The organism is Pseudonocardia sp. ICBG1034, assembly GCF_020131375.1.
Classification (GTDB): Bacteria; Actinomycetota; Actinomycetes; order Mycobacteriales; family Pseudonocardiaceae; genus Pseudonocardia; species Pseudonocardia alni.
Genome location: NZ_JAHLEK010000015.1, coordinates 2,825,388 through 2,850,860, shown reverse-complemented (window position 1 = coordinate 2,850,860; position 25,473 = coordinate 2,825,388). Strand labels below are relative to the sequence as shown.

At 75.4% G+C, this 25,473-nt stretch carries 27 protein-coding genes; 11 read left to right on the top strand and 16 right to left on the bottom strand.

What is annotated here, in order from left to right; genetic code table 11:
* The first annotated feature begins 272 nt into the window (after positions 1 to 272).
* Entirely contained in the window at positions 273 to 1,856 is a 1,584-nt protein-coding gene (locus KPF22_RS14850) for an alpha/beta hydrolase (RefSeq protein WP_224402356.1), read from the top strand.
* A gap of 55 nt (positions 1,857 to 1,911) precedes the next feature.
* On the opposite strand, the gene KPF22_RS14845 is transcribed toward KPF22_RS14850, so the two are convergent.
* Positions 1,912 to 2,955, bottom strand: a complete 1,044-nt coding sequence (locus KPF22_RS14845) for a response regulator receiver protein (protein ID WP_224400884.1) — start codon at positions 2,953 to 2,955, stop codon at positions 1,912 to 1,914.
* A 250-nt stretch (positions 2,956 to 3,205) separates the two neighbouring features.
* On the opposite strand from KPF22_RS14845, the gene KPF22_RS32110 reads away from it, so the two are divergent.
* The 5 genes from KPF22_RS32110 to KPF22_RS14825 all read left to right on the top strand — a co-directional run bounded on the left by KPF22_RS32110 (position 3,206) and on the right by KPF22_RS14825 (position 7,387).
* Positions 3,206 to 3,331, top strand: a complete 126-nt coding sequence (locus KPF22_RS32110; protein ID WP_255623970.1) for a hypothetical protein — start codon at positions 3,206 to 3,208, stop codon at positions 3,329 to 3,331.
* Between the two features lie 2 nt (positions 3,332 to 3,333).
* Positions 3,334 to 4,005 (top strand): class I SAM-dependent methyltransferase, encoded by a 672-nt coding sequence (locus KPF22_RS14840; protein WP_224400883.1) that lies wholly within the window; start codon positions 3,334 to 3,336, stop codon positions 4,003 to 4,005.
* A gap of 4 nt (positions 4,006 to 4,009) precedes the next feature.
* Positions 4,010 to 5,029, top strand: coding sequence for a site-specific integrase (locus KPF22_RS14835; RefSeq protein ID WP_208820836.1), 1,020 nt, complete (start codon positions 4,010 to 4,012; stop codon positions 5,027 to 5,029).
* Between the two features lie 39 nt (positions 5,030 to 5,068).
* A complete protein-coding gene (locus tag KPF22_RS14830; RefSeq protein WP_224400882.1) occupies positions 5,069 to 5,719 on the top strand; it encodes an alpha/beta fold hydrolase in 651 nt (216 codons plus the stop codon).
* 618 nt (positions 5,720 to 6,337) lie between these two features.
* Complete coding sequence (locus tag KPF22_RS14825; RefSeq protein ID WP_208820914.1) at positions 6,338 to 7,387, top strand: MsnO8 family LLM class oxidoreductase; 1,050 nt, start codon at positions 6,338 to 6,340, stop codon at positions 7,385 to 7,387.
* Positions 7,388 to 7,405: 18 nt separating this feature from the next.
* Here the strand turns inward: KPF22_RS14825 and KPF22_RS14820 are convergent, their stop codons facing one another.
* The gene (locus KPF22_RS14820) at positions 7,406 to 8,971 is read right to left on the bottom strand and encodes a sodium:alanine symporter family protein (protein WP_208820834.1); all 1,566 of its coding nucleotides are present in this window, start codon (positions 8,969 to 8,971) and stop codon (positions 7,406 to 7,408) included.
* Positions 8,972 to 9,113: 142 nt separating this feature from the next.
* Between KPF22_RS14820 and KPF22_RS14815 the strand changes: the two genes are divergently transcribed.
* Positions 9,114 to 9,752, top strand: coding sequence for a class I SAM-dependent methyltransferase (locus tag KPF22_RS14815; protein ID WP_208820832.1), 639 nt, complete (start codon positions 9,114 to 9,116; stop codon positions 9,750 to 9,752).
* Here KPF22_RS14815 and KPF22_RS14810 read toward each other — a convergent pair whose 3' ends face one another.
* The 8 genes from KPF22_RS14810 to KPF22_RS14775 form a co-directional block, all read right to left on the bottom strand.
* Positions 9,753 to 10,799 carry a ferrochelatase gene (locus KPF22_RS14810; RefSeq protein ID WP_224402355.1) on the bottom strand — a complete coding sequence of 349 codons (1,047 nt, stop codon included), beginning with the start codon at positions 10,797 to 10,799 and terminating at the stop codon, positions 9,753 to 9,755.
* 52 nt (positions 10,800 to 10,851) lie between these two features.
* On the bottom strand, positions 10,852 to 11,628 hold the full coding sequence (gene fabI / locus KPF22_RS14805; RefSeq protein WP_208820912.1) for an enoyl-ACP reductase FabI: 777 nt from the start codon (positions 11,626 to 11,628) through the stop codon (positions 10,852 to 10,854).
* 71 nt (positions 11,629 to 11,699) lie between these two features.
* Positions 11,700 to 12,410 carry a 3-oxoacyl-ACP reductase FabG gene (gene fabG, locus KPF22_RS14800; RefSeq protein ID WP_224402354.1) on the bottom strand — a complete coding sequence of 237 codons (711 nt, stop codon included), beginning with the start codon at positions 12,408 to 12,410 and terminating at the stop codon, positions 11,700 to 11,702.
* A gap of 52 nt (positions 12,411 to 12,462) precedes the next feature.
* Entirely contained in the window at positions 12,463 to 13,452 is a 990-nt protein-coding gene (locus tag KPF22_RS14795) for a VWA domain-containing protein (RefSeq protein ID WP_208820826.1), read from the bottom strand.
* Positions 13,449 to 14,363, bottom strand: coding sequence for a DUF58 domain-containing protein (locus KPF22_RS14790; RefSeq protein ID WP_224402353.1), 915 nt, complete (start codon positions 14,361 to 14,363; stop codon positions 13,449 to 13,451). The genes KPF22_RS14795 and KPF22_RS14790 overlap by 4 nt, the downstream gene beginning before the upstream one ends.
* A complete protein-coding gene (locus KPF22_RS14785) occupies positions 14,360 to 15,436 on the bottom strand; it encodes a MoxR family ATPase (protein ID WP_208820825.1) in 1,077 nt (358 codons plus the stop codon). The genes KPF22_RS14790 and KPF22_RS14785 overlap by 4 nt, the downstream gene beginning before the upstream one ends.
* Positions 15,433 to 15,726, bottom strand: coding sequence for a hypothetical protein (locus tag KPF22_RS14780; protein WP_208820821.1), 294 nt, complete (start codon positions 15,724 to 15,726; stop codon positions 15,433 to 15,435). Before KPF22_RS14780 ends, KPF22_RS14785 begins: the two co-directional genes overlap by 4 nt.
* Positions 15,727 to 15,765: 39 nt before the next feature.
* Positions 15,766 to 16,518, bottom strand: coding sequence for a sulfite exporter TauE/SafE family protein (locus tag KPF22_RS14775; RefSeq protein WP_208820818.1), 753 nt, complete (start codon positions 16,516 to 16,518; stop codon positions 15,766 to 15,768).
* A 106-nt stretch (positions 16,519 to 16,624) separates the two neighbouring features.
* On the opposite strand from KPF22_RS14775, the gene KPF22_RS14770 reads away from it, so the two are divergent.
* The gene (locus tag KPF22_RS14770; protein ID WP_224402352.1) at positions 16,625 to 17,284 is read left to right on the top strand and encodes a TetR/AcrR family transcriptional regulator; all 660 of its coding nucleotides are present in this window, start codon (positions 16,625 to 16,627) and stop codon (positions 17,282 to 17,284) included.
* Here the strand turns inward: KPF22_RS14770 and KPF22_RS14765 are convergent, their stop codons facing one another.
* On the bottom strand, positions 17,285 to 18,895 hold the full coding sequence (locus KPF22_RS14765) for an ATP-binding cassette domain-containing protein (RefSeq protein WP_224402351.1): 1,611 nt from the start codon (positions 18,893 to 18,895) through the stop codon (positions 17,285 to 17,287). It lies immediately after the preceding gene.
* A 234-nt stretch (positions 18,896 to 19,129) separates the two neighbouring features.
* Here KPF22_RS14765 and KPF22_RS14760 point away from each other — a divergent pair, with 234 nt between their 5' ends.
* On the top strand, positions 19,130 to 19,528 hold the full coding sequence (locus tag KPF22_RS14760) for a VOC family protein (RefSeq protein ID WP_208827007.1): 399 nt from the start codon (positions 19,130 to 19,132) through the stop codon (positions 19,526 to 19,528).
* 7 nt (positions 19,529 to 19,535) lie between these two features.
* Here the strand turns inward: KPF22_RS14760 and KPF22_RS14755 are convergent, their stop codons facing one another.
* Complete coding sequence (locus KPF22_RS14755) at positions 19,536 to 19,772, bottom strand: hypothetical protein (protein WP_208827005.1); 237 nt, start codon at positions 19,770 to 19,772, stop codon at positions 19,536 to 19,538.
* A 29-nt stretch (positions 19,773 to 19,801) separates the two neighbouring features.
* On the bottom strand, positions 19,802 to 20,998 hold the full coding sequence (locus KPF22_RS14750) for a DUF222 domain-containing protein (protein ID WP_208827003.1): 1,197 nt from the start codon (positions 20,996 to 20,998) through the stop codon (positions 19,802 to 19,804).
* 323 nt (positions 20,999 to 21,321) lie between these two features.
* On the opposite strand from KPF22_RS14750, the gene KPF22_RS14745 reads away from it, so the two are divergent.
* A complete protein-coding gene (locus KPF22_RS14745) occupies positions 21,322 to 21,855 on the top strand; it encodes a hypothetical protein (RefSeq protein ID WP_224402350.1) in 534 nt (177 codons plus the stop codon).
* Position 21,856: 1 nt separating this feature from the next.
* Here KPF22_RS14745 and KPF22_RS14740 read toward each other — a convergent pair whose 3' ends face one another.
* Both KPF22_RS14740 and KPF22_RS14735 read right to left on the bottom strand, forming a co-directional pair.
* Positions 21,857 to 22,033 (bottom strand): VOC family protein, encoded by a 177-nt coding sequence (locus tag KPF22_RS14740; protein ID WP_208826999.1) that lies wholly within the window; start codon positions 22,031 to 22,033, stop codon positions 21,857 to 21,859.
* Entirely contained in the window at positions 22,030 to 22,926 is an 897-nt protein-coding gene (locus tag KPF22_RS14735) for an EamA family transporter (RefSeq protein ID WP_224402349.1), read from the bottom strand. Before KPF22_RS14735 ends, KPF22_RS14740 begins: the two co-directional genes overlap by 4 nt.
* A 72-nt stretch (positions 22,927 to 22,998) precedes the next feature.
* Here KPF22_RS14735 and KPF22_RS14730 point away from each other — a divergent pair, with 72 nt between their 5' ends.
* On the top strand, positions 22,999 to 23,907 hold the full coding sequence (locus KPF22_RS14730) for a LysR family transcriptional regulator (protein ID WP_224402348.1): 909 nt from the start codon (positions 22,999 to 23,001) through the stop codon (positions 23,905 to 23,907).
* On the opposite strand, the gene KPF22_RS33150 is transcribed toward KPF22_RS14730, so the two are convergent.
* Entirely contained in the window at positions 23,891 to 25,258 is a 1,368-nt protein-coding gene (locus tag KPF22_RS33150; RefSeq protein ID WP_208826993.1) for an NlpC/P60 family protein, read from the bottom strand. The genes KPF22_RS14730 and KPF22_RS33150 overlap by 17 nt on opposite strands.
* Positions 25,259 to 25,473: the final 215 nt, after the last annotated feature.

Here is a 25,473-nt window from a genome sequence, read left to right as displayed (position 1 = left end):
CCAGCAGCAGCTCGGGCCCGCCCGGCGACGACACCACCCGCAACCGGGCCATGAGCAGCCCGATCAGGCCGTCACCACGACCACCAGGCCGTCGACGACCCACCGCCGGTACGCCGCGACATCGGTCATGCCGCCGAGGCTAGGGCCCGTACCGGTGCGGACGCCTCCGTCCCGAGGCCCGGACGCACTCATCCTTCGGACGGACCCCGCACGGGCAGGACACTCCCCCGGACCGATCCGGACGGCCGGGTGGCCGCCGCAGCATCGGCCCGATGCCCGCCCCGCACCGACGCCTCCGACCGCTCGCCGTACTCGCCGCCGCCGTCGCACTGGCCGTCACCGGCTGCGCCGCGGCCGTACCCGCCGCACCCGCCGTCCCGCCGCCCGACCCGGTCACCTGGACCGGGTGCGGTCCCGGCCTGGAGTGCGGCACCCTCGAGGTCCCCCAGGAGTACACCGACCCCGACGGCCCCCGGGTCGCCCTCGCGGTGATGCGGCACCGCGCCACGGATCCCCAGCGCCGGATCGGCACCCTGTTCTTCAACCCGGGCGGCCCCGGGGTCGCCGCGACCGACACGCTGCGCGCGATGCCCGCCACCCCGGGGTCGGCGGGCACGTTCGGGCCGGAGGTGCTGGCGCGCTTCGACGTCGTCGCGATGGACCCACGCGGCGTCGGCGCCTCGTCGGCGGTGCGCTGCCGCACCGACGCCGAGCGCGCCACGGCCGCCGCGAGCACCGCCGCCGACCCCGCCGTCCCCGGCGGCGCCCCGCTGCCGACCCTGCTCGCCGCCGAGGCGAGGGCGCTGGCCGAGGGCTGCGCGACGCACCGGACCCCGGCGTTCCTGGCGAGCCTGTCCACCGACAACGTCGCCCGCGACCTGGACCGGCTCCGCACCGCGCTCGGCGAGGAGACGATCACCTACTACGGCATCTCCTACGGCACCGTCGTCGGCCCGATGTACGCCACCCTGTTCCCGGACCGGGTCCGGCAGATGGTCCTCGACGCGCCCGTCGACACCACGCTGTGGACCGGGGACCCCCTGGAGTTCCTCGACGAGGTCGCCGTCGCGAGCGAGCGGACCCTCGGCGCCTGGTTCGACACCTGCCGTACGGACGGTGCCGCGGTCTGTCCGTTCGGCGCCGGCGACCCGGCCGCCGCGTTCGACGCGCTCGTCGCCGGTCTCGAGCGGCGCCCCGCCCCGGCCCGGGTGGTGGAGGGCCTCGCCCCGGCCGGCGTCGTCGACGGCGCCATGCTGCTGGAGACCGCCCGCGGCGCGGCGGGCGAACGCACCCTCTGGCCGGTGCTGACGACGACGCTGGCGACCGCGCAACAGGGCGACGGCACCCTCGCCCACCTGCTCCACCGCAACCTGACGGTCTCGCCGTTCGGTGTCCCGACCGCGACGCAGGAGCAGCACACCGCGGTGCGCTGCGCGGACTGGAACACCCCGGCCGACGTCGGCGCGCACACCGCGGCCGCCGAGCGCGCGGTCGAGCACGCACCGCGGATCGGCACCCGCGCCGCCTACAGCGCGCTGGCCTGCGCGGTGTGGCCCGCGCCGAACACCGACCGGGTCACCGCACCGCTGACCGGCGCGGGCGCCCCGCCGACGCTGGTGGTCGGCGGCAGGCTCGACCCGGTCACGCCCCACGCCTGGGCGGAGCGGACGGCCGACACCCTGGACCGGGCGGTCCTGCTGACCCGCGAGGGTGTCGGGCACGGCTCGTACGGCACCGACCCCTGCGTCGACGCCGCGGTGGAGGCCACGCTGCTCGACACCACGCTGCCGGCGGCGGGCACCGTGTGCACACCGCCGCGGGCCACCACCCGTCCCGGGGCGGTCCCGGGTGGCTGAGGTCAGCCGTGCGTGTGCCCGTGCACGGCGAGGTGGGCGACGACGTCGCCGGGCCTCACCCCCGCACCGCGGCCGCGAGGGCCGCGAGGTCGTCGGGGTGCATCCGGGCCGGGACCGGCTCCGGTGCCGCGGCACGCAGCCGGTCCCGTTCCGCGGCGAGCCCGTCCCGCTCCCGGCGGGTGTCGTCGAGCCGGCGGGTCAGCTCCTCGACCGCGGTGCGGGCGCTCTCGTGCTGCGCACGCAGCCCCTCGGCGACGGCGCGGGCCTCGGTCAGCAGGTCGCGCTGCGCGGCGAGCCGGCTGCGCTGCTCGACGACGGTCTCGACCAGACCCGCCCGGTCGGCGACGACCGCGGCGTGGTCGGCCCGCAGCGCCGTCAGGTCGGCGTCCAGGCGGTCCCGGTCGCGGGTGGCGGCGTCGGCGCGGGCGAGGGCGGTATCGCGCTCGTGCTCGGCGGTCCGGGCGGCGAGCAGCGCGGCCTCCCGGTCCCGGGTGGCGGTCGCGGCGGTGTCCCGGGCCTCGCGGGCGTCGGCGACGGCGGCGTCCCGGGCGGCGACGGCGTCGGCGGCCTGCTGCCGCGCCGCACCGAGGGCCTCGGTCGCCGCGAGGGCGGTGGCGGCGGCCTCCTCGGCCCGGGTCACCGCCTCCGCCCGCTCCTGCCGGGCCTCGGTCGCGGCCCGGTCCGCCTCGCGGGCCCGGCGCTCGGCCGTCTCCCGGGCGGTGTCGGCCTGCCGACGGGCGGCGTCGGACTCGGCGGCGCCCGCGCGGGCCGCCTCGGTGGCGGCCAGGGCGTCGCGCTCGATCTCGTCGAGCCGGTCCAGCACAGCGGTCAGCGCCCCGGACAGCTCGGCCACCGGCCCGGCGAGCGCGCCGACGTGCTCGCGGAGCCGGTCCGCGTCGAGCGCGAACGCCCCGGTCCCGGTGTCGAGGCCGAGAGCACCGAGGGCCTCCCGCTCGGCGCGGGCCATCTGCGCGCACGTCCGCCCCTGCTCCCACCGGGTATCCCGGCAGAACGACCGCGGACGGCCGCCCTGCGGCCCGGGCGGGGGCAGCTCCGCCCGGCACCGGCTGTATCCGCACCGCACCACCGTGTCCGTCACGTCGGCCATGCTACCGGTTCGGTTCATACGAACTGCTGCACGGTTCTTGGTTCAGTTACCTGAACTAGCACAACACGGGATAATGCAGAGAATCCCGGGTCGGCCGAGCCACGGGTGCATCGACCGTCGCCGGGGCGCGCGGGAGCACGCGGGGAACCGGGGGGCGGCGGAGGGATCGAGCGTGGCCGCGCGGCGTCGGGCCCCGGTCACCGGCGATAGCCTGGTCGTGACCCGGGCGGGAGGAGCAGCGATGGGCAGGACACCGTGGATCGGGCCGAAGCGGGTCGGGTGGGGGCTGCGCCCGCAGACCCGGCAGGGCCGGGTGGTGACGGCGGCGTCCGCCGCCGCACTGCTCGTCGTCCCGGTCGTGCACTGACCGTGCACCCGGTCCCGCGCCCCGCCGACCTCGACGCCGTCCGCGACTCCTACGACCGCGTCGCCGACAACTACGTCGACATGGTCGTCACCACCGGCCTCGGTGACGTCCGCACCCATCCCTGGCTCCGGGCCGCCATGGACACCTTCGCCGACGCCGTCGCGGGCCGCGGGCCGGTCCTCGACGTCGGCTGCGGGCCGGGGCAGGTCACCGCCCACCTCGTGGAGCGCGGCGTCGACGCGTCCGGGATGGACCTCTCCCCCGCCATGGTCGCCCACGCCCGGCGGCTGTACCCGCACTGCCGGTTCTCGGTCGGCTCGGCCACCGAGCTCGCGGTCCCCGACGCCTCGCTCGCCGGGGTCCTGGGCTGGTGGTCGCTGTTCCACCTGCCCCGCGACGTCCTTCCGCACGTCCTGGCCTCCTTCACCCGCGCCCTCGCCCCCGGTGGGCGGCTGATCCTGGCGACCCACGTCGGCGACGGCGAGCTCGAACGCACCGAGTGCTACGGCGGCGTGCCCGTCCGCTGGACCACCCACCTGTGGCGGCCCGAGCAGCTGCGCGACCTCCTCGGGCGGGCCGGACTGCACCCCGAGGCCGAGCTCCTCCTGCATCCCGACGAACGGACCGGCCCGGGCGTGGTGATCATGGCGCGGGCACCGGGACCGGCAGGATGACCCCGTGACCGACCCCGCCCCCACCGGCGTCCCCGGCGCCGAGCTGCTCGCACCACAGGTGGACCTGCCACTGACCGAGCAGGAGGCCGCCTACGTCGCGGCCGCCCGGTCGGCCAACACCCGTCGCGGCTACGCCTCGGACTGGCGGGAGTTCAGCGGCTGGTGCGCCCGGCACGGGCACGAGGCCCTGCCTGCCGCCCCCGAGGCGCTGTCCGGCTACATCACCGAGCTCGCCGGGGCCGGGGCGAAGGTCGGGACCATCAGCCGCCGGCTGTCCTCGATCCGGTTCGTGCACGTCATGCGCGACCTGCCCGACCCCACCGACGCCCGCCGCGTCACCGCCGTCTGGGAAGGCATCCGCCGCACCCACGGCGCCCCGCCGGTCCAGGCCCGGCCGCTGATGCCCCCCGACCTCGACGACGTCGTCGACGCCTGCCCCACCACCCGCAGCTACGCGACCCGCCCGGGTGAGGACGACCTCGCCGGCCTGCGCGACCGGGCCCTGCTGCTGGTCGGGTTCTTCTCCGCGCTGCGCCGCTCCGAGCTGGCCGCGCTCACCGTCGCCGACGTCGCCGACCACCCGCGCGGCCGCGTCCTGTCGATCCCCCGCTCCAAGACCAACCCGTACGGCACCGAACCCGAGCTCGTCGTCCTCCCGCACGCGCACCGGGCCGCGCGCTGCCCGGTCACCGCGCTGCGGACCTGGCTCGACGCAGCCGGGATCACCGAGGGCCCGGTGCTGCGCAAGGTCACCCGCGGCAACCGGGTGACCGACCGGCCGCTGCACCCGGAGTCGGTCAACGAGATCGTCCAGCGCGCGGTGGCCCGTGCCGACATCGGCCCCGGCCCCTGGTCGGCGCACTCCCTGCGCGCGGGCCACGTCACCTACGCCCACCAGCGCGGCGCCTCCGACCGGGCCATCGCCCACCAGACCCGACACCGCTCCCTGGCCACCGTCGGCGCCTACATCCGCATCGACAACGCCTGGGAGGACAACTCCGCCGCCCTGCTGGCAGGTCTGTAGCCGTGCCCCTCCACCCGCCGATCGAGCCCCACGACGCCGGTGTCCTCACCACCGACGACGGCCAGGCCCTCTACTGGGAGACCTGCGGCAACCCCGACGGACGACCCGCGCTGGACCTGCACGGCGGGCCCCGGATCGGGTGCCTCGGCCGGGGCCCGCCGGTACTACGACCCCGAGCGGTACCGGATCGTGCTGCTCGACCAGCGCGGCTGCGGCCGCAGCAGACCGCTCGCCTCCGACCCGGGCGTCGACCTGGGGCGCACGCAGACCACACAGCTGCTCCTCGACGACATCGAGCGGCTCCGCGAGCTGCTGGCCATCCACTCCTGGGTCGTGCGGGGCGGCTCCTGGGGCAGCACCCTCGCCCTCGCCTACGCCCAGGCCCACCCACAGCGCGTCGACGCGCTCGTCCTCGCCGCGGTCACCACGACGACCGGGCGGGAGGTCCGCTGGGTCACCGAGGACATGCGCCGCATCTTCCCCTCCGCGTGGGACCGCTTCGCCGGCGCCGTGCCCGCCCACCTGCGTGGCATCCGCCTCGTGGACGCCTACGCGACCCTGCTCGCCGACCCCGACCCGGCCGTGCGCGAGGACGCCGCCCGCGAGTGGTGCCGCTGGGAGGACACCCACGTCTCCCTCGCACCGGGCCACCGGCCGAGCCGACGCTCCGAGGACCCGGCGACCCGCTGACCCGGGGTCCGCACCACACCACACCGCACACCGGTCGCCGGCCCGGCCACCGGACCTCCCCGGCCGGCGCCGGCCTCTCCCGGTCTTGGCGGTTCGGTTGTCGTCGTTTCGTCGACGATTCGCTGGCGTCAATGCTTCATTGACAGAGAAGGGCTGCGACGTGGGAGTCGCCGGCGGCCCCTCGTCCGCACGGCCGCCCGGACCTCGCCCCCGCCCTGGACGCGATCGGCGTGAGAACCCGTCCACCCCGGCGGCACGCCCACGTGTCCTGTCGACGCACGAACACGGGGCGTCGATGACCGACCGGGCCGGGGAGCCGAGGCCAGACCGGCCCCCGGCCTCGGCTCCCCGGCCCGGACCGCCTGGTGATCCGCGCCGACCGGGGTAGCGCCGGCACGACCGGCCCGGCCACGGTCGTTCCGGCCGACAGCGCGAGCCGGCCTCCCCTCCCCCGGCTCCGCGGCCGACGGGTGTCGCCGCTCGGTTGACCGGGCGTACGCGTCAATGATTCCTTGACACCGTGAGTCCCGGCGCTGTGGTCCCCGGCGCGTTGACCCTCCGCCCACAGCGGCTCTACATTCCGGTGACGATCCCCGGTGCCGACTCCGTGCACCCCGCCTGTCGCAGGAGTGCACCCTGTCCACGATCCCGCTGTCCTGCCTGGACCTGAACCCGGTCCGGCCCGGCGGAACCGCCACCGACGTCGTCTCCGACGCGATCGTGCTCGCACGCCACGCCGAGTCGCTCGGCATGCTGCGCTACTGGGTCGGCGAGCACCACCTCAACCCGGTGCTCGGGTCGACCAGTCCGATGATGCTGCTCTCGCACCTCGCGGCCCGGACCGAACACATCCGGCTGGGCGTCGCCGCCACCCTGGTCGCCTACCACCCGCCGCTGCGCCTGGCCGAGGACGCGACGCTGCTGTCCGCCCTGTCCGGTGGCCGCACCGACCTCGGGCTGGGCCGCTCGGTCGCCGCCCGCACGCCGCGCACCGTCGGGTTCGACCACGACCGCCCGCACGTCGAGGCCCGGCTGCTCGAACGCGGCCTGGGCACCTTCAGCGGGCGCTGCGACCAGCTCCTGCGCCTGCTCGCAGGCAAGGAGCCGGGACTGCAGGGCACGCCGGTCGACCTGCTCGACGCCGTGACCCCACAGGTCTGGGTGCATGCAGCGGGCGCGGGCGAGAGCGCCGAGTACGCCGCGCGCAACGGGCTGCCGATGGGCGTCGCCTACTTCTCCCGGCCGACCACCGTGCTCGAGGCGATCGATCTGTACCGCGAGCGGTTCGTACCGGGCCCCTACCGGGACCGCCCGCACGTCGCGATCGCGGTATCGGCGCTGGCCGCGGACACCGAGGACGAGGCCGCCGCACTGGGCTCCGGCTACGACGTCTGGCTGCGCGGGCTCGCCCTCGACGCCGGTGCGCACCACTACCCCACCGCCGACGAGCGGGCCGGTCTCCCCCCGCTGGACCCGGACGAGCAGGTCGCGCTGGACGACCGCCTGCGGACCCGCGTCGTCGGCCGGGCGGACGCGGTGGCGAGCCGGCTCGCCGCGATCGTCGAGGCCGCGGAGGCCGACGAGCTCGTCGTCGAGACCGTCGCCCCCACCCTCGACGACCGCCTGCGGTCCTACGAGCTGATCGCCCGGGCGTGGGCCCGGATCTGACCGGGCCCACGCGACGGGTCAGAGCATCGCCCGCTCGGACGGTTCCACCTCGGTGACCTCGCCGGAGGCGAGCTTCGCGCGGAACGCCCGGACCTCCTTCTTGACCACCGGGGCCAGGACGTACAGGCCCAGGATGTTGAAGAAGGCGAGCAGGAAGAGCACCGCGTCGGCGAAGTCGAGCACGCTGCCCAGGGTCAGCACCGAGCCGACGACCACGAAGAAGCAGAAGACCGTCTGGTAGACGCGCTCGGACACCGTGTTCTTGCCGAACAGGTAGGTCCAGGCCTTCTGCCCGTAGTAGCCCCACGTGATGATCGTGGAGACGGCGAACAGGAACACCGCGACCGCGAGCACGTAGGGGAACCACGGCAGCACCGTGGCGAACGCGTCGGAGGTGATGAGCACGCCGTCGGCCACGTCGGAGCCGCCGCTCGCGAAGGCGGTCGCCTGGGCCTGCTGCCAGAAGGGCGTACCGGCGATCACGATGGTCAGCGCGGTCATCGTGCAGATGACCACGGTGTCGACGAACGGCTCGATCAGGGCCACGTACCCCTCGGTGGCCGGGTTCCTCGTCCGCACCGCCGAGTGCGCGATCGGCGAGGAGCCCAGGCCCGCCTCGTTCGAGAAGGCCGCCCGCTGGAAACCGACGATCATGGCGCCGAGCGCACCGCCCACCACGCCCTCGGCGGAGAACGCTCCCGAGAGGATGAGGCCGAACGCCGTCGGGACCTGCGCGATGTTCACGGCGATCACGACGAGGCAGGCGGTCACGTAGACGATCGCCATCGCCGGGACGAGACGACCCGTGACCGCACCGACGGACTTGATGCCCCCGAACACGACCGCCCCGACGAGCGCGGCCAGCAGCAGACCGAAGACGAACGCGGCGCCGCCGCTGCCGAGCAGACCGGTCTCGCCCCCGGTGACGTTGCGGAGCTGGGCGAAGGTCTGGTTGGCCTGGAACATGTTCCCGCCGGCGACGCCGAAGAAGAGGATCATCACCGCCGCACCGGCGGCAAGGACCTTGCCCAGCCCGCGGCCGAACGCGTTGGGGATGCGCTCGGCGACACCGATCCGCAGGTAGTGCATCGGACCGCCGGACACGGTGCCGTCGGGGTGCACTTCGCGGTACTTCACGCCGAGGGTGCACTCGACGAACTTGGTGGCCATGCTGAGCAACCCGGCGACGATCATCCAGAACGTCGCGCCGGGACCACCGATCGTGACCGCCACACCGACGCCGGCGATGTTCCCCAGACCGACGGTGCCCGACAACGCGGAGGCCAGAGCCTGGAAGTGGGTGATCTCCCCCGGCTCGTCGCGCCGGGTGTAGCGGCCACGGACGATCCGCAGGGCGAGCCCGATGCTGCGGAACTGGACGAACCCGAAGTAGAGGGTGAACAGCACCCCGGCCAGGATCAGCCAGCCCACGATCAGCGGGAAGTCCGCTCCGAGGACGGTCACCTCGTAGAAGACGATGTTCGACAGCCCGGTCGAGATCGGGTCGAACACCGAGTTGATGGACAGCTCGATGCTCTCGAGCACGCCGGGTCGCGGCGGTGCCGTGGTCGGTACGGAGGTCATGGGGCGGAACTTCACCCCATGTGGACACGAACCACAACAATACGGACGAACGGTTACCGGATCGTCGATGTCGGCCGGGGCCTTGACCTCGACCGAGGTGGAGGTCGGATGCTCCCGGGACGTCCCCCGAGAGGAGCATCCGATGGAGCTGACCCCGCCCGTCTCCCGGTTCGATCAGGCCTACCGCGACGGCGACCCGCCCTGGGTGATCGACGAGCCGCAGCCGGCGGTCGTCGCACTCGTCGGCTCGGGAGCGGTCGCCGGCACCGTCCTCGACCCGGGTTGCGGCACCGGCGAGCACACGATCCTGCTCGCCGGGCTCGGGTACGACGTGCTCGGCGCCGACGCGGCCCCGACCGCGGTCCGGCGGGCCCGGGAGCGGGCCGCGGCCGCGGGCGTGGACGCCCGCTTCGTCGTCGCCGACGCGCTCGCCCCGGACGGCCTCGGCCCGTTCGACACGGTGGTGGACAGTGCCCTGTTCCACCTGTTCGACCCCGGTGACCAGGCCCGCTACGCCCACGCGCTGGCCGGGGTCGTGCGTCCCGGCGGTGTGGTGCACGTGCTCGCCCTGGCCCGGACCGGCGCCGCCGCCGAGTTCGGCCCCGTGATCGACGCGACCGACATCCGGGCCGCGTTCACCGGACCGGACTGGACGGTGGAGACCGTCGGACCGGCGTCCTACCGGGGGGTCGTGACCGCCGGCCTGGCCGGGTCCTACGGCGAGCCGGCCGGGACCAGGGTCGAGGTCCCCGCCCATCTGGCCCGGGTGCGGCGGCGCTGATCAGCTCGGCCGGGCGGGCCGCCGCTGCGGCACGCAGCAGTCGACCGCGCAGGGCGCCCCGTTGCGGGTGCACCCGGCGGACGGGCCGGTGCCCAGCCGCCGGGCGGGCACGCCGTCGGAGTGCTCCCGCACGAGCTCGACCACCATGTCGGCGAAGCGTGGGTCGGGTCCGGCGGTGGCGGCGCGGGCGAAGCCCATGCCGTGCTCGGCGGCTCGCTCGGCCGCCTCGTTGTCGAGGTCCCACACGACCTCGACGTGGTCGGACACGAACCCGACCGGCGCGACGACGACCGCGGGCACACCCTTGGCGTGCAGGTCGTCGATGTGGTCGACGATGTCGGGCTCCAGCCACGGCACCTGCGGCGGACCGGAGCGGGACTGCCAGACGACGTCGAACTCGTCGACGCCCACCTCGGCGGCGACCAGCGCCGCGGCCTCGGCGACCTGGCGGGAGTAGCGGTGCCCGCCGTCGGCCGGGGTCCCGGCGGCCGCGTCGGCCGAGGTCGGGATGGAGTGCGCGGTGAACACCAGCCGTGCCGCCTCGCGACGGCCCTCGGGCAGCTGCGCCCACGCGGTCCGCACGGCGTCGGCGTTGGCGCGCACGAAGTCCGGGTGGTCGTAGAAGTGGCGCAGCTTGACCAGCTCGGGGGCCGCGTCGCCGACCGCGTCCCGGGCCCGGGAGATGTCCTCGTGGTACTGGCGGCAGGCGGAGTAGCCGCCGTAGGCGCTGGTCGCGAACACCAGCGCCCGCCCGACGCCGTCCTCGGCCATCTCGCGCACGGTGTCCTCGGCGAACGGCCCCCAGTTGCGGTTGCCGAAGTACACCGGCAGCTCGGTGCGCGCGGCGATCGCCGCGACCAGCTCGCGGTTGCGGGCATTGATGGGCGAGACCCCGCCGAAGTGCTGGTAGTGCTCCTCGACGGCATCGAGGCGCTCCGGCGGGACCCCGCGCCCCCGGGTCACGTTCTCCAGGAACGGGCGAACCTCGTCGGGGGCCTCGGGGCCACCGAAGCTGAGCAGCAGTATCGCGTCGAACTGTTCGGGCACGACCCCGATTATCGACCCCGGCCCGCGCCGACGCGCGCGGGCCGGTACCGGCTCACACGCCGACGGCGTGCACCCCGCCGTCGGCCATGATCATCGAACCGGTGGTGGTCGGCATCCAGTCCGACAGCGCGGCGCACACGGTCTTGGCGACCGGCACCGGGTCGTTCATGTCCCAGCCGAGCGGGGCGCGCTTGTCCCACACGTCCTCGAACGCGGAGAAGCCCGGGATCGACTTGGCGGCCATCGTCTTCACCGGGCCGGCGGCGACCAGGTTGACCCGGATGCCGTCGCGGCCCAGGTCACGGGCCAGGTATCGGGTGACCGACTCCAGCGCGGACTTCGCGACGCCCATCCAGTCGTAGGCGGGCCACGCCTGCCGGTTGTCGAAGTCCATCCCGACGATCGAGCTGCCCGGGCCGAGCAGCGGCTTGCACGCCATCGCCAGGGACTTCAACGAGTACGCCGACACCTGGATCGTGGTGGCGACGTCCTCCCACTGCGCGTTGAGGAAGGCGCCCTCGCCGAGCGCGCCGGGCGGGGCGAACCCGATGGAGTGCAGCACCCCGTCGAGGCGCGGCTCGTCGCCCAGGTGCGGGGTGATCCGCTCGACGAGCGAGTCCAGCTGCTCCTGGTCCGACACGTCCAGCTCGACGACCGGTGCGGGCTTCGGCAGCCGCATCGCGATCCGCTCGACCAGCCGCATCCGGCCGAAACCGGTGAGCACGACCTCGGCGCCCTGCTCCTGGGCGATCTTGGCGGAGTGGAAGGCCAGCGAGGCGTCGGTGATCACACCGGTGATCAGCAGCCGCTTGCCGTCGAGCAGTCCCATGACGTCCTTTCGAGAGTTCTGCATGCCCGGGCCGGTGGGCACGGTGTCGATGTCCGCTCCGCGGACCTCGCTCAGTGCCCCATGCCCAGGCCGCCGTCGACCGGGACGACCGCTCCGGTGACGTAGCCGGCGCCGGGCGAGGCGAGGAAGGCGACGACCGAGGCGATCTCGCCGGTGTCGGCGTAGCGGGAGAGCGGGATGGTCCCCAGGATCTCCTCGCGCCGCTTCTCGGGCAGCGCACGGGTCATGTCGGTGTCGACGAACCCGGGGGCGACCACGTTCGCGGTGATGCCGCGGCTGCCCAGCTCGCGGGCGACCGAGCGGGCCAGGCCGACGAGCCCGGACTTCGAGGCGGCGTAGTTGACCTGCCCGGCCGAGCCGGAGAGGCCCACGACCGACGATACGAAGATCATCCGGCCCTTCTTGGCCTTCAGCATCCCGCGCGAGGCCCGCTTCGCGACCCGGTAGGCCGCGGTGAGGTTGGCGTCGACGACCTTGGTGAAGGACTCCTCGGCCATCCGCATGAGCAGGCCGTCGTCGGTGATGCCGGCGTTCGACACCAGCACCTCGACCGGGCCGTGCGCGGCCTCGACCTCGGTGAACGCGGCGTCGACGGACTCGGCGTCGGTGACGTCGCAGTGCACCGGCAACAGCCCGTCGGGGATGTCGTCCTTCCCGGAGCGGTAGGTCACCGCCACCTGTTCGCCCTCCGCCGCGAATGCCTGTGCGATCGCCAGGCCGATGCCGCGGTTTCCTCCGGTCACGAGCACGCTACGTCCCACGGGGGGTGAACCTAACGCACTACCGGCCGGTACCCGCGAGCGGAGATCACCCTCACGGCAGTCGCCTGCCGAGCAGGATGCCCGCGCCGAGCCCGCCGATCAGGAGCACGAACCCGCCGATCATCCAGGGCCTGCTCGCGTCGACCTCGCGTTCCTCGTAGCCGAGCTCCTCGGACAGGTCGGAGTAGACCGCGCGCAGCTCGGACTCGGTGGCGGCGGTGAAGAACCGGCCGCCCGAGAGCTGCGCGATGCGCTCCATGGAGGCGTCGTCGACGGCGACGGGGGTACGCCCGCCGTCGAGCTCGATCGTGCCGTAGCTGGTGCCGAAGGAGATCGTGGACACCGGGACGCCGCGGTTCTTCGCCTCGGCGGCCGCGGTGAACGAGCCGCGGGGCTCGTTCTCCCCGTCCGGTCCCGGGACGGTCTGGGTGCCGTCGGAGAGCAGCACGATCCGCGCCGGTGGCGGCACGCCCGCCGCGTCCGGGCCGCCCTGCAGCGAGCGGGAGAAGGTGTCGATCGACTGCATGGCCGTGAAGATCGCCTCACCGGTCGCGGTGGACTCGGCGAGCTGCAGGTTGTCGACGCCGTTCTTGACCGCGCTGCGGTCGGTCGTGGGCGAGACGAGCACCGCCGCCGTCCCGGCGAAGGACACCAGCCCCAGGTTGACGCCGGGGGTCAGCTGGTCGGCGAACTGCTTGGCCGCGGCCTGCGCGGCGGCGAGCCGGGTCGGGGCGACGTCGGTGGCCTTCATCGACAGCGACACGTCGATCACCAGCATCACCGTGGCCCGGTTGCGCGGCACCTTCGCCATGGCCTGCGGCCCGGCGAGCGCCACGGTGAGCACCGCCAGCGCCGCGATCAGCGCGATCGCCGGGAGGTGCCGCCACCGGCCCGGCCGCTTCGGGGCGACCGACTCCAGCAGCTCCAGGTTGGTGAACCGCACGACGTCGCGACGGCGCCGCCGCAGCAGCCACACGTAGGCCGCCGCGAGCGCGGCGACGACGAGCAACCCGAGCAGCCACCAGGGGGCGGTGAACGTCACGCGAGCCTCCGCGGAGCAGCGGCGTGCTTGCGGGCGACGGCGAACCGCACGATGTCGGCCACCCAGTCGGTGTCGGTGCGCAGGGTCAGGTGCCCGGCCCCGCAGCGGCGCAGCGCGGTGGCCACCCGGTCGCGGTGCTCGGAGGCGGCGGCCGCGAACTCGCGGCGCAGCAGCGGCGTGGTGTCGACCTCGCGCTGGCGCCCGGTCTCGGGGTCGGCGAGCACGACGGTCCCGACGTCGGGCAGCTCCAGCTCCCGCGGGTCGACGACCTCGATCGCGAGCAGCTCGTGGCGGGCCGACAGCGCCCGCAGGGACCGCTCCCAGGTGGGCTCGCCGAGGAAGTCCGACACCACGACGACCAGCCCGCGCCGGCGCGGCGGGCGGCGCAGCTCGTCGAGCGCACCGGACAGGTCGCCCCGGGTGCCCTCGGGTGCCGGCGGCATCGTCGCGACCCGGCGGACCAGGCCGCGGGCGTGCGCCAGGCCGCCGCGGGCGGGCAGCCGCAGCGTCGATTCCCCGTTCGCGACGACGGCGCCGAGCCGGTTCCCGCCGCCGGCCGTCAGCTGGGCGACCGCGGTGAGCCCGGCCAGCGCCAGGTGCCGCTTGTCGGTGCGGGCGGTGCCGTAGTCGATGCTGCGCGACAGGTCGACCACCGCCCAGGTCTCCAGCTCGCGGTCGGCGACGGTCTCGCGCACGTGCGGCGCGGTGGTGCGGGCGGTGACCGACCAGTCCATCCGGCGGACGTCGTCGCCGGGCTGGTAGGGCCGGGCGTCACCGGGCTCGGTGCCGGGCCCGGGCAGCAGGCCGATGTGGTTGCCCTGGAGCAGCCCGTCCAGCCGGCGCCGGACGGTGAGCTCCAGGGTCCGCAGGGATGCCTCGAGCCGGACGAGGTCGGCGGACCCCGCCGTCACGCCGGGCCCTGGCCGGCACCCGGTGCGGGCGGCCACGCCGTCGACGCACCCTCGGGCCCTCCCCCGGGCCGGGCGCTGACCTGCGGCAACGGCACGGTCTGCAGGACCCGGGTGACGATGTGGTCGACCGGCACCTGGTCGGCGATCGCGTCGTAGGACAGCACCAGGCGGTGGCGCAGCACGTCCGGGGCGACCTCCAGCACGTCCTGCGGGAGGACGTAGTCCCGGCCGCGGACCAGGGCCAGCGCGCGGGCGGCGGACACGATGCCGAGCGACGCACGCGGCGAGGCGCCGTAGGCGATCCAGGACGCGACGTCGGCCAGGCCGTGCTCGGACGGCAGCCGGGTCGCGACGACCAGCCGCACGACGTAGTCGACCAGGGCGTGGTGCACGAACACGTCCGCCGCGGTGCGCTGCAGCCGGACCAGCTCCTCGGGGGTGAGGACCTGGGAGGGCACCGGCGGGGTGGACCCCATCCGGTAGATGATCTCCCGCTCCTCCTCGACGCCCGGATACTCGATGATCAGCTTGAACAGGAAGCGGTCGCGCTGCGCCTCGGGCAGCGGGTAGACGCCCTCGTTCTCGATCGGGTTCTGGGTGGCGAGCACGAGGAACGGGTCGGGCATCGGGTGGTCGCGCCCGGCGAGGGAGAGCTTGCGCTCGGCCATCACCTCGAGCATCGCCGACTGCACCTTGGCCGGCGCACGGTTGATCTCGTCGGCGAGCACGAAGTTCGCGACGACCGGACCGAGCTCGACGTCGAACTCCTCGCGGCCCTGCCGGTAGATGCGGGTGCCGAGGATGTCGGCGGGCACCAGGTCGGGGGTGAACTGCAGCCGCGAGAAGCTGCCGCCCACGACCGTCGCGAACGTCTCCACGGCGAGGGTCTTCGCGACGCCGGGCACGCCCTCCAGCAGCAGGTGCCCCTTCGCGAGGAGCCCCACCAGCATCCGCTCGACGAGGCGGTCCTGGCCGACGATCACCCGCTTCACCTCGAGCACCGCACGCTCGAGCCGCTCGGCGTCGCGGGCGGGGGTGATCGGGTCCGGACCGGTCGAGGCAGTCGTGCTCACGGTCCCATCCCACCGTGTCGGCCGTGTGGATCCGGTGAGGCGTGCGGCTCCGTGCCGCCGGATCCGCCGGCGGCGGGGTCCTGCGCGGTGAACCGGATCGTCATCGCCAGGTAGTCGCGCAGCGACACGGTCCGCGGCGCGGCCCGGTGCCGGGTCCAGACCGTGTTCGCCCGGGCCGGGGTCAGGTCGTGGGCGTGCGCGACGACGGCCCGCGCCTCGGCCGGACCGATCTCGCGACCGGCCAGCGCGGCGAGGGCCACGGCCAGCTCGGCGGCGCGGTCGTCGTCCACCACCCCAGGAGAGCAGACACCCCCGACGGTTCCGGGCGCTCACTCCACCAGCAGGAACACGATCGCCGCGACCCCGATCACGACGATCACGGTCCGCAGCACCGCGGGCGGCAGCCTGCGGCCGACCTTCGCACCGAGCAGCCCGCCGACGATCGAGCTGACCGCGATGATCCCGACGACCGTCCAGTCGACCGGCGCGACGACGGCGTAGATCGCCCCGGCGACGATGTTCACGACCGAGGCGAGGGTGTTCTTGAAGGCGTTGAGCCGCTGGAGCGGGTCCGCGACGAGCAACCCCATCACCCCGACCAGCATGATCCCCTGGGCTGCGGTGAAGTAGCCGCCGTAGACGCCCACCAGGAACACCAGCACGTAGAGCACCGGCGAGCCGGTCCGGTCCGGACGCGGGCGGTCGCGCAGCCGGCGGGCCAGCAGGGGCTGCACGGCGACCAGCAGCACCGAGGTGCCGACCAGGACCGGCACGATCGTCTCGAACGCGTCCGGCGGCAGCGACAGCAGCAGCGCCGCACCGACCACGGCCCCCAGGAACGACGCGACGCCGTACTTCGCCAGGCGGCGACCGTGCCCGGCCCACTCCTTGCGGTAGCCGACGGCGCCGGTGATCGAGCCGGTGATCAGCCCGATGGCGTTCGACGTCGTCGCCGTCACCGGGGGGAAGCCCAGCGCCACGAGCACCGGGAAGGTCACCAGCGTCCCCGACCCGACGACGGTGTTGATCAACCCCGCCCAGAGCCCGGCCAGCGCGATGACCCCGACCTCCCACAACTCCATCGGGACACCCTACGAACCGCAGATCGGCACTCCTCCCGGCGCGGCACGCGTAGGGCTTACGCAGCGCGCGTAGGGTCACCTACGAGGTGCGTGGCATCATCGACGCGTGACCGCCGCCGACGACCCCCGATGGGCCGCTCCCCCGGCCCCGGTGCGCCGGAGGCTGGACCGCGGGTCGATCGTCGCCACGGCGCTGCACCTCGCCGACACCGACGGGCTGGCCGCGGTGTCGATGCCGCGGCTGGCCCGCGAGCTGGGGTCCGCGCCGATGTCGCTGTACCGGCACGTGCCCGGCAAGGACGCGCTGGTCGACCTCGTCCTGGACGTCGCACTGGGCGAGCCGCCGGACCTGTCGGGCTGCAGGCTGCGGCTGGGCTGCGAGATCTGGGCGGCCGCCCTGCGCGACGTGCTCGACGAGCACCCGTGGACCGTCGGGCTGCTCGCCGGTCCCCGCGCCACCGGCCCCGCCGAGTGCGCGTGGTCGGAGGCCCTGCTGGCGCACGTCGTCGGGGCGGGGCACCCGCTGCACGCGGCCGTCGAGGTGCTGCACCTGCTGCACGGCTACGTCCGGGGCGCGGCGGCCCTGGCCGGGGACCGCCTGCCCACCCTCGACGACGTCCGCCGCTCCGGCCGGGCGGAGCGCCTGCCGGTGCTGTCCCGGCTGCTCGGCGGCGCCGTCGTGCGCGGGCCCGGCGGCGGCGAGCCGCTGTTCGACTCCGGGCTGCGCCGCACCCTCGACGCCGTCGAGGCCGGGCTCCGGCCCTGATCACCCGGCCGGGTCGAGCTCCAGCCGCGGCCAGTCGGCCAGGTCGCGCAGCAGCTGCCGGTCGTGGGTGGCGACGACGACGGCCGCCGAGGTGTCCCGGACCATCGCGGTGAGCTCGTCCACGAGCCGCGCGGACAGGTGGTTGGTCGGCTCGTCGAGCAGCAGCGTCGTCGGGCGCTCCGCCAGTGCGCGGGCCAGGTCGAGCCGGCGCCGCTGGCCCTCCGACAGCCGACCCACCGGGGTCCGCAACGCCGCCGCGTCGAGCAGGCCGTGGGCGCCACCACCGACGTGCTCCAGCACGGCACGCGCGGGCCGCCGCGGGTCGGACACCGCGGTCTCCTGCTCCAGCCGGACGACCCGGGCGCCGCTCGCGGTGCGCACCGACCCGGCGTCCGGAGCGAGCGCCCCGGCCAGCACGGCGAGCAGCGTCGACTTCCCGGCCCCGTTCGGACCGGTCACGAGCAGCCGGTCGCCCGCGTCGAGGACCAGGTCGACCGGACGGGCGAGCCGGCCCCGCACCCCGACCCCGAGCGCGCGCAGCTGGGGCGCGCCGGGGCGCACGTCGAGGTCGGGACGGCGCAGCGACGGCGGCGGTACCGGGACGTCGATCCGGTGCGCGTCGAGCTCGGCCCGGCGCCGGTGCAGCGCCTGCACCACCCCCGGGGCCCGGGACTGGCGGGCGTGCTTGCCGGTCCCCTTGTCCGGACGCCAGCCGGTCGAGAGCCGGTCCCGCGCGGTGGCGACGGCGTCGGCGAGGCGGCGGTGCTCGGCCTGCTGTTCGGCGTGCTCGGCCTCCCAGGCGGCGCGGGCCCGGTCCCGCGCGGTCCGCCAGCCGTCGTAGCCGCCCGCGGTGAGCCGGGGCGCGCCGTCGCGGGTCGGGTCGAGGTCGCAGAACTCGTCGGCGACGTCGCGCAGCAGGGCCCGGTCGTGGCTGACCACGGCGAGCCCGCCCGGGTGGGCGCGCAGGGTGCGGGTCAGGAAGTCGAGCCCGGCGGCGTCGAGGTGGTTCGTGGGCTCGTCGAGGAGCAGGACGTCGTGGCGGGCACCGAGCAGGCACGCCAGCCGCACGCGGTGGCGCTGTCCCACCGACAGCGTCGCCAGTGGCCGGGTGCGGTCGGTGCAGGCGCCGAGCGCACCGAGGGCGACGTCGACGCGGCGTTCGGCGTCCCAGGCGTCGAGCCGGGTCGCGGTGTCCAGGGCGGCGGCGAACCGGTCGTCGGCGCCGGGCGCGCCGTCGGTGAGCGCCGCGGTCGCCGCGTCGAGCTCGCGCAGCGCCGTCCGCGGGGCGGCGAGCGACTCCGCGGTCAGGGTGCCGACGGTCTCGCCGTCGCGGGCGGGCACCTCCTGGCGGGCCAGGGCGACGGTGCCGGCGCGGTGCACGACCCCGGCGTCCGGCGCGAGCAGGCCCGCGAGGACGTACAGGAGCGTGGACTTGCCGCGCCCGTTCTCCCCGACGACGGCGAGCCGCGAGCGGGCGGAGACGGTCAGCGTCACGCCGGTGAGGACGCGGTGCGTCCCGCGGGTGACGACAACGTCCTCGGCACGCACGTGGGCGGCCGCGCCGGCGTCGAGGGCGGGCAGGGGTGAGGACGGTTCGGGGGTGGTGTGCACGAGAGGGCTCCGCGGCATCCGAGATCGGAGCCGGGCAGCACGGGATGCGCCGCCCGGCGGGGACCGGGACGGCGGACGCGGTTCGGAAGGGGTGAAGGGCGCCGCCGTCAGCGGGCGGTGCGGACCTTCTGCGACCAGATGCCTCGTGCCATGGTGTCGAGCCTACCCACCGGCAGGTGTCCGTGTCGTCCGGTTTCGGACACGCCCCACCCGCCCCGTCCCACCGGAGGACCGATGCCCGCCCGCGCCCTGCCGTTCCTGACCTTCCAGCCGCCGCGTGGCCCGAGCGCGAGCGAGGCGATGGAGTTCTGGACCTCCCTGTTCGACGACGGCGAGATCGTCTCGGTCACCCACCGCCCCGACGACCCGACCGCGGTGGTCCTCGCCGAGTTCGTCGTCGCCGGGCAGCGCCTGCGGTGCAGCGACAGCCCGCCGGTGCACCAGTGGGACTTCTCCCCCGCCGTCTCGCTGTGGGTGGACTGCGAGTCCGGCGACGAGCAGGAGCGGCTGCTGGCGGCCCTCGCGACCGGTGGGCGGGAGTTCATGCCGCTCGACGACTACGGCTTCGGCCCCTTCGCCTGGGTCGAGGACCGCTTCGGCGTGTCCTGGCAGCTCGCCGCCCCGGCCGCCTGAACAGCGCTCAGATCCCCCGGCGACGCGCCCGCAGGAGGACGACGAGCACGACGACCAACGCGACCGCCCCGGCCACCGGGAGCGGGAACCCGGTGCGGAACGACCACCACGGGTGCACGACGTCGAGCCCTGCCCGCACGGCCCACACGAGGGTGAGCACGACACCGGCGACCAGGACACCGAGCAGCACCGCCCGGACGGTCTCGACCGCCTGGGCCTCACTGCGTTCCCGGTGACGCTCCACGACCCCACCCTGCCCGTTCGGCACGGTGATCAGAAGGGCGCGACGACGGCGTCGGCGGCGAGGGCGCGGGCGAGGTCGGCGGGGATCGGGCCGTGCCCGACCAGCTCGGCCGGTGCCGCACCACCCATCAGCGTGCTGAGCGGGACGACGACCTGGATCAGCGGGCGGCGCCCCACCGCCTCCTCCGGGTCCGGCTTCGCGGCGAGCACCCGCGCGACCGCTGCGAGCAGGCCGTCCTCGTCGGTGCCCGCCCCGTCCGCGCCGAGCGCGTCCCGGACCGTGCCGACCTCGGTGAGCGTCAGCGTGCCCTGCAGCAGCTGGTGGGCGAGGTCGACGCGCTTCTGGTCCAGGGTGCGGTCGTCGCACGGGTCGTCCGGGGAGCGCGCGAGCCGGTCGACGCACTGCCACGACGCCTCCACCTGCGCGGCGGTGCCGCCCAGCCACAGCGAGCCCATGCCGTCGTCACCTGGGGAGAGCGACATCCGCCGCTCCGACCGGGCCCGCTCGTGGCGCTCGCGGGCGCCGTCCGGGTCGACGCGGGCGATGTGGCGGCGCAGCCGGTCCCGCAGCAACCGGCGGTGCGCCTCCGGAGCCCCCGGGAGGACCGCGGCCTGCACCCGGCGGGCGCGCTCGTCGTCGAGGACGAGTGTCGACGACGAGATCGCCTCGGCGGCGCCCTGGTCGATCGCCCCCGACTCCCACGCGGCCAGGGTCTCCGGCAGCACCTGGGCGAACCGCTGCGCCTGCCCGATCAGCGACCGCGCGTGGTCGCGAGGGACCCGCGGCACGATCGCCACCTGGTCCGGCAGCCAGCGCGAGACGGGCTGCACCGCACGCGGGTCCGCGCCCGGCGGCGCGGCGCCGCTCCCGGCCGGGTGGCGCTCCGCGATCTGCGCGACCGACCGCATCCGCAGGGCGGTCGAGCGCCGCACCCAGTGCTCGGCGCCCTCGAGGACGTCGAGCACCTGCAGGTCGGTGAGCCGGTCGGGCGGGGCTCCGGCGACCAGGCACCGCAGCGCCTCCCAGGCGACGTCGTCGATCCCGCCGGAGGGGTCGGGCGGGGGCTCGGGACCACACATCTCGTCGCACAGGTCGATCGCGAGACCGTGCGGGCACCGGGTCGCCTCCTCCACCGCCTCACGACGGCGCCGGTGTTCGAGCCAGGCCGGGTCGTCGGCGGGATCGGTGTGGCTCAGCACGTCCAGCACGTCCACCTGGTCGATCATATGCTCGATTACAGGTCTCCTAGCTGGGCGTTTCCAGGTCGTTCGGCGCTCGCATCCGCCCGTCCGCCGCAGCCCGGCAGCGGACGATCCCCGCGCACCAGCTCGCGCCGCCACCGCCCCGACCTCATCACGCCCGGGCCTCGCGCCCCCGCGGCCACTCCCCGAGCCCCCGACCGACGCGCCCGCCGGAGCACAGCGGTCGCGCCTCGACGGCCAGGCCGTCCCACCACGACTCGAGCTCCGCTCCGAAGACGGCGTCCCTGACCCGACCACTCGGCTGGACGGCGGAGGCGCGCGACCCCCGCACGCGCGAGGATGACCCCGTGCCCCGTCTCGTCGTCCCGCTGCTCGCCGCCCTGGCGCTCCTCGCCCCGACGAGCGCGACGGGTGCGGCGACCGCGGCGAGCGGGACGACGAGCCCGGCGGCCAGGGCCTCGTGCATCGCCGACCCACCCCGCTCCGCCCACGCGTTCACCGGCACCGTCGCCTCGACCTCCGCCGACGGCCGCGTCGCGCAGGTCCGTACCGACGACGGCCGCGACGTCCAGGTGGTCGGCTCCCCCACCCCCCGACCGAACACCGCGACCTCGGTCGACCGGTCGTACGCCACCGGGACCCGCTACGAGTTCCGTCCGCTGAACCCGGCGAGTACGGACGAGGACAACCCGTGCACCGCCACCCACGAGGTCGCAGCCGCGCCCGCGGCACCGCCCGAGCCCCCGGTGACCACGGTGTCGACGGGCGCGTTCGTGACCGCTCTCGTCGCGCTCGGGGTCGTCGCCCTGGTCGGGACCGCGGCGGCGTTCCTCGTCCCGAGCCGCCGTCGCCGCAACCGACGACGGCGCCGGCGCGCCTGACTCACGGCCCGGAGAGCAGGTCCCACCGGTTCCCGGCGACGTCGCGGAACACCGCGACCGTGCCGTGGGCCGCCACCCGCGGCGGTCCCTCGAACTCCACCCCGAGCGCCACGAGCCGCTCGTACTCCGCGGCGGCGTCGTGGTCGTCGACCACGAGCGTGGAGCAGCGCGGTCTCATGCCGCCACCGGTACCCGACGCCGGGCCGGCGCGGAGGCCACCAGCACCCCGCCGACGACCACCGCCCCGGCGACCAGCTCGGTCACCGACGGCCGCTCCCCCAGGAGCACCATCGCCAGGCTCATCCCGACCACCGGCACGAGCAGCGAGTGCGGCGCGACGAGCCCCGCCGGGTAGCGGCGCATCAGCCCGGTCCAGATCCCGGCGGCGAGCACCGTCGCGACCAGCGACAGGTACACGAGCGCGAGCAGCCCGGCGACGCCGCCGGGGGTCGCCATCGCGACGACGTCGCCCCAGGCGCCCGGACCCTCCACCACGGCCGAGGCGGCCAGCAGCGGCACCGGCGGCACGACGGTCATCCACAGCGTCAGGTGCAGCGGGTCGACCGCCTCGCCGTCGCGCTGGGCCAGGCGGCTGCACAGGTTCCCGGCCGCCCAGCCGAGCGCGCCGAGCAGGGTCAGCACGACCGGCAGCAGCGCCGCGGACTGGGCGCGGGCGAGGGCGATGCACCCCAGGCCGAGCACGGCGACGCCGATCCCGGCCCACTGCCGCGGCGTCACCCTCTCGCGCAGCAGCAGCGCGCCCAGCACGAGCGTGAACGGTCCCGACGCCTGCAGGACCAGCGACGCGAGCCCGGTCGGCATCCCGGCGTACATCCCCAGGAACAGGAAGAGGAACTGCACCGTGCCGAACCCGAGCCCGTAGCCGACGAGCCAGCGCAGCGGAACCCGCGGCCGCGGCACGAGGAGCACCGTCGGGACCGCCAGCACGAGCATCCGCAGCCCGGCCAGGAACAGCGGCTGGAAGTGCTCGAGCCCGACGTGGATGGCGATGAAGTTGGCGCCCCACAACACGGCGACCACGACGGCGAGCAGGCGGTCACGAACGGTCACGGCGTCCACGCTGCCGTCCCGAGACCGTGCAGACCAGCGACAACAACTGAAACGATGTTGTAGCGTTCCTGCATGGACGTGCGGCGGCTCCGGATCCTGCGCGAGCTCGCCGACCGCGGCTCGGTCACCGCCGTCGCCGCGGCGCTGAACTTCACCCCGTCCGCGGTGTCCCAGCAGCTCAAGGCACTGTCCCGGGAGGCGGGTCTGGAGCTGACGGCACCGGACGGGCGCGGGCTGCGGCTCACCGCGGCCGGGCGGGCCGTCGTCGACGGGGCGCAGGAGGTGCTCGACGCGCTGGGCCGGCTGGAGGAGACCACCGCGGGCCTGCGCGAGCAGCCGCTGGGCACGGTCCGGGTGGTGTTCTTCCCGTCGGCGGCCCGGCTGCTGCTGCCCGGGCTGCTGCGCCGGGCGTCGGCCCACCCCGGGCTGGCGCTGTCCTGCCGTGACCTCGACCTGCGCCCGGAGGAGGTACCGGCCGCCGCGGCCGACGCCGACGTCGTCGTCACCCACCACGACGAACGGCTCGACCCGCTGCGCACGGGCCGGCTCACCGTGCACCCGCTCCTGCGCGAGCCCCTCGACGTCGCCCTGCCCCCGGACCACCCGCTGGCCCACCGCGCCGAGGTGCACCTGTCCGACCTCGTCGACGCCGACTGGATCTCGGTCGCCGTCGGGTGGCCGGTCGACGACGTGCTCAACTCGCTCGCACTGGTCACCGGCACCGTGCCGCGGGTGGTGCAGCGGATCAACGACTTCTCGGTCACCGAGGAGCTCGTCGCGCACGGGCACGGCGTCGCGCTGCTGCCCCGCTACTCCACCGACCACCGCGACGGCGCCCGGCTCGCACTGCGCCCGCTCGCCGGGGTGCGGGCCGCCCGCCTGGTGCGGGCCGTGACCCGCGGTGCGGTGACCCGGCCCGCGGTGCGGCTGGTGCTCGACGAGCTGACCGGCGAGGCCGCGGCCGTCAGAGCAGCCGGGTGACCTTGTTCAGGCCGTCGTAGCGGACCGGGGTCACCCGGACACTCGCGCCCGAGTACGGGGCCTCGAGCATCTTCCCGTCGCCGAGGTAGATGGCGATGTGGTGGGTGCGACCGCCCTCGGCCCAGGACAGCATGTCCCCGCGCCGCATGTCCGAGATCGGCACCAGCCGGCCGGCGTTGGCCTGGTTGCCGCTGTAGCGGGGCAGGCTGATGCCGACCCCGGCGAAGGCGAACTGCATCAGACCGGAGCAGTCGAAACCGACCTTGCGGAAGTCGCCGTGGGCGTCGGCGACGCCGCCGTCGCGGATACCGCGGGTAGGTCCGCGCGAGTTGCCGCCGCCCCAGGCGTAGATGGTGCCGAGCTGGGCCATCGCCCGGTCGATCACGGTCTCGATCGCCGCCGACCCGGTGCGCCGCGGCGCGGGGCCGTCCGACGGCGCGGACTCCTGCGCGACCCGCGACGCCGCCTCCTCCCGGGCCCGCCGGTCGGCCTCGGCCTGGAGCCGGGCCTGCTCGGCCCGCCACGCCTCGTAGCGCTGACGCTGGGCGCGCAGCCCGGCGTCGGCGTTCTCGGCGGCGTCGAGCCGCGACTGCACGTCGGTGCGTTCGGTGTGCACCGCGTCGAGCCGGGTCTGCTGGGCGTCGGCGGCCGCGACGGCCTCGTCGACGGCGGAGTCGGCCGCCGCGGACGCCTGCTCGGCGTCGGCGCGGCGCCGGTCGGCCTCCTCCTGCGCCGCGCGGGCGAGGGAGTCGGCGTTGGCCTGGGCGATACGGGCCTGCTGGAGCTGCTCCAGGACCGCGGCCTGGTCCTCGCTGAGCGCGTCGGTGAGCCGGGCCCGGTCCATCAGGTCCTGCGGGTCGGTCGCCCGCGAGAGCAGCCCGAGCGGGCCCAGGTCGAGACCGTGGGTGTAGACGTCACCGATGAAGGCGTCGATCCGGGTCCGGGCGTCGTCGACGGCGCGGCCCGCGGCCTCGGTCGCGGCGCGGGCGTCGGCGGCCCGGGCCGCGGCGGTCTCGGCCTCACGACCGGCGGCGTCGGCGGTGTCCCGGGCGGCGAGCGCCTCCTCGTTGCGCCCCGCGACCTCCATCTGCAGCTGCTCGGCCTGCGCGTCGAGCTCGGCGAGGCGGGCGGTGAGCCGGCCGACCTCGGCGGCCCGATCCTGCACCGACTGGCGGCTGCGCTCCAGCTCGTCGTCGCCGGGGTTCGGCGGCGGCGGGGGCGGCGGCTGGGCCGGGAGCACCGCGGCGGCGGGCACGACGACGGTCGCGGCCGCACCCACCCCGGGCGAGGCCAGCGCGACCGCGACGAGCACGGCCACCACGACGAGGGTCGCCGACGGCTGGCGCGTCACGGGGAGGTTCCTTCCGGGGGGCGGGCGGGATCGACGGGGAATCGACTGGGAACAGTGCCACTCGTGTCACCCGAACCCCGTGCGACACACCGGACCCGTCCACCGCACGAGGGACACCACACCCGTGACGGCACCGCGACCCCGACCACACCCGCCTCGCCAGGCTTATAGGACAGGCGTACTATTTGCGTCACGAGGGTCCGCGCTGCTGCCGG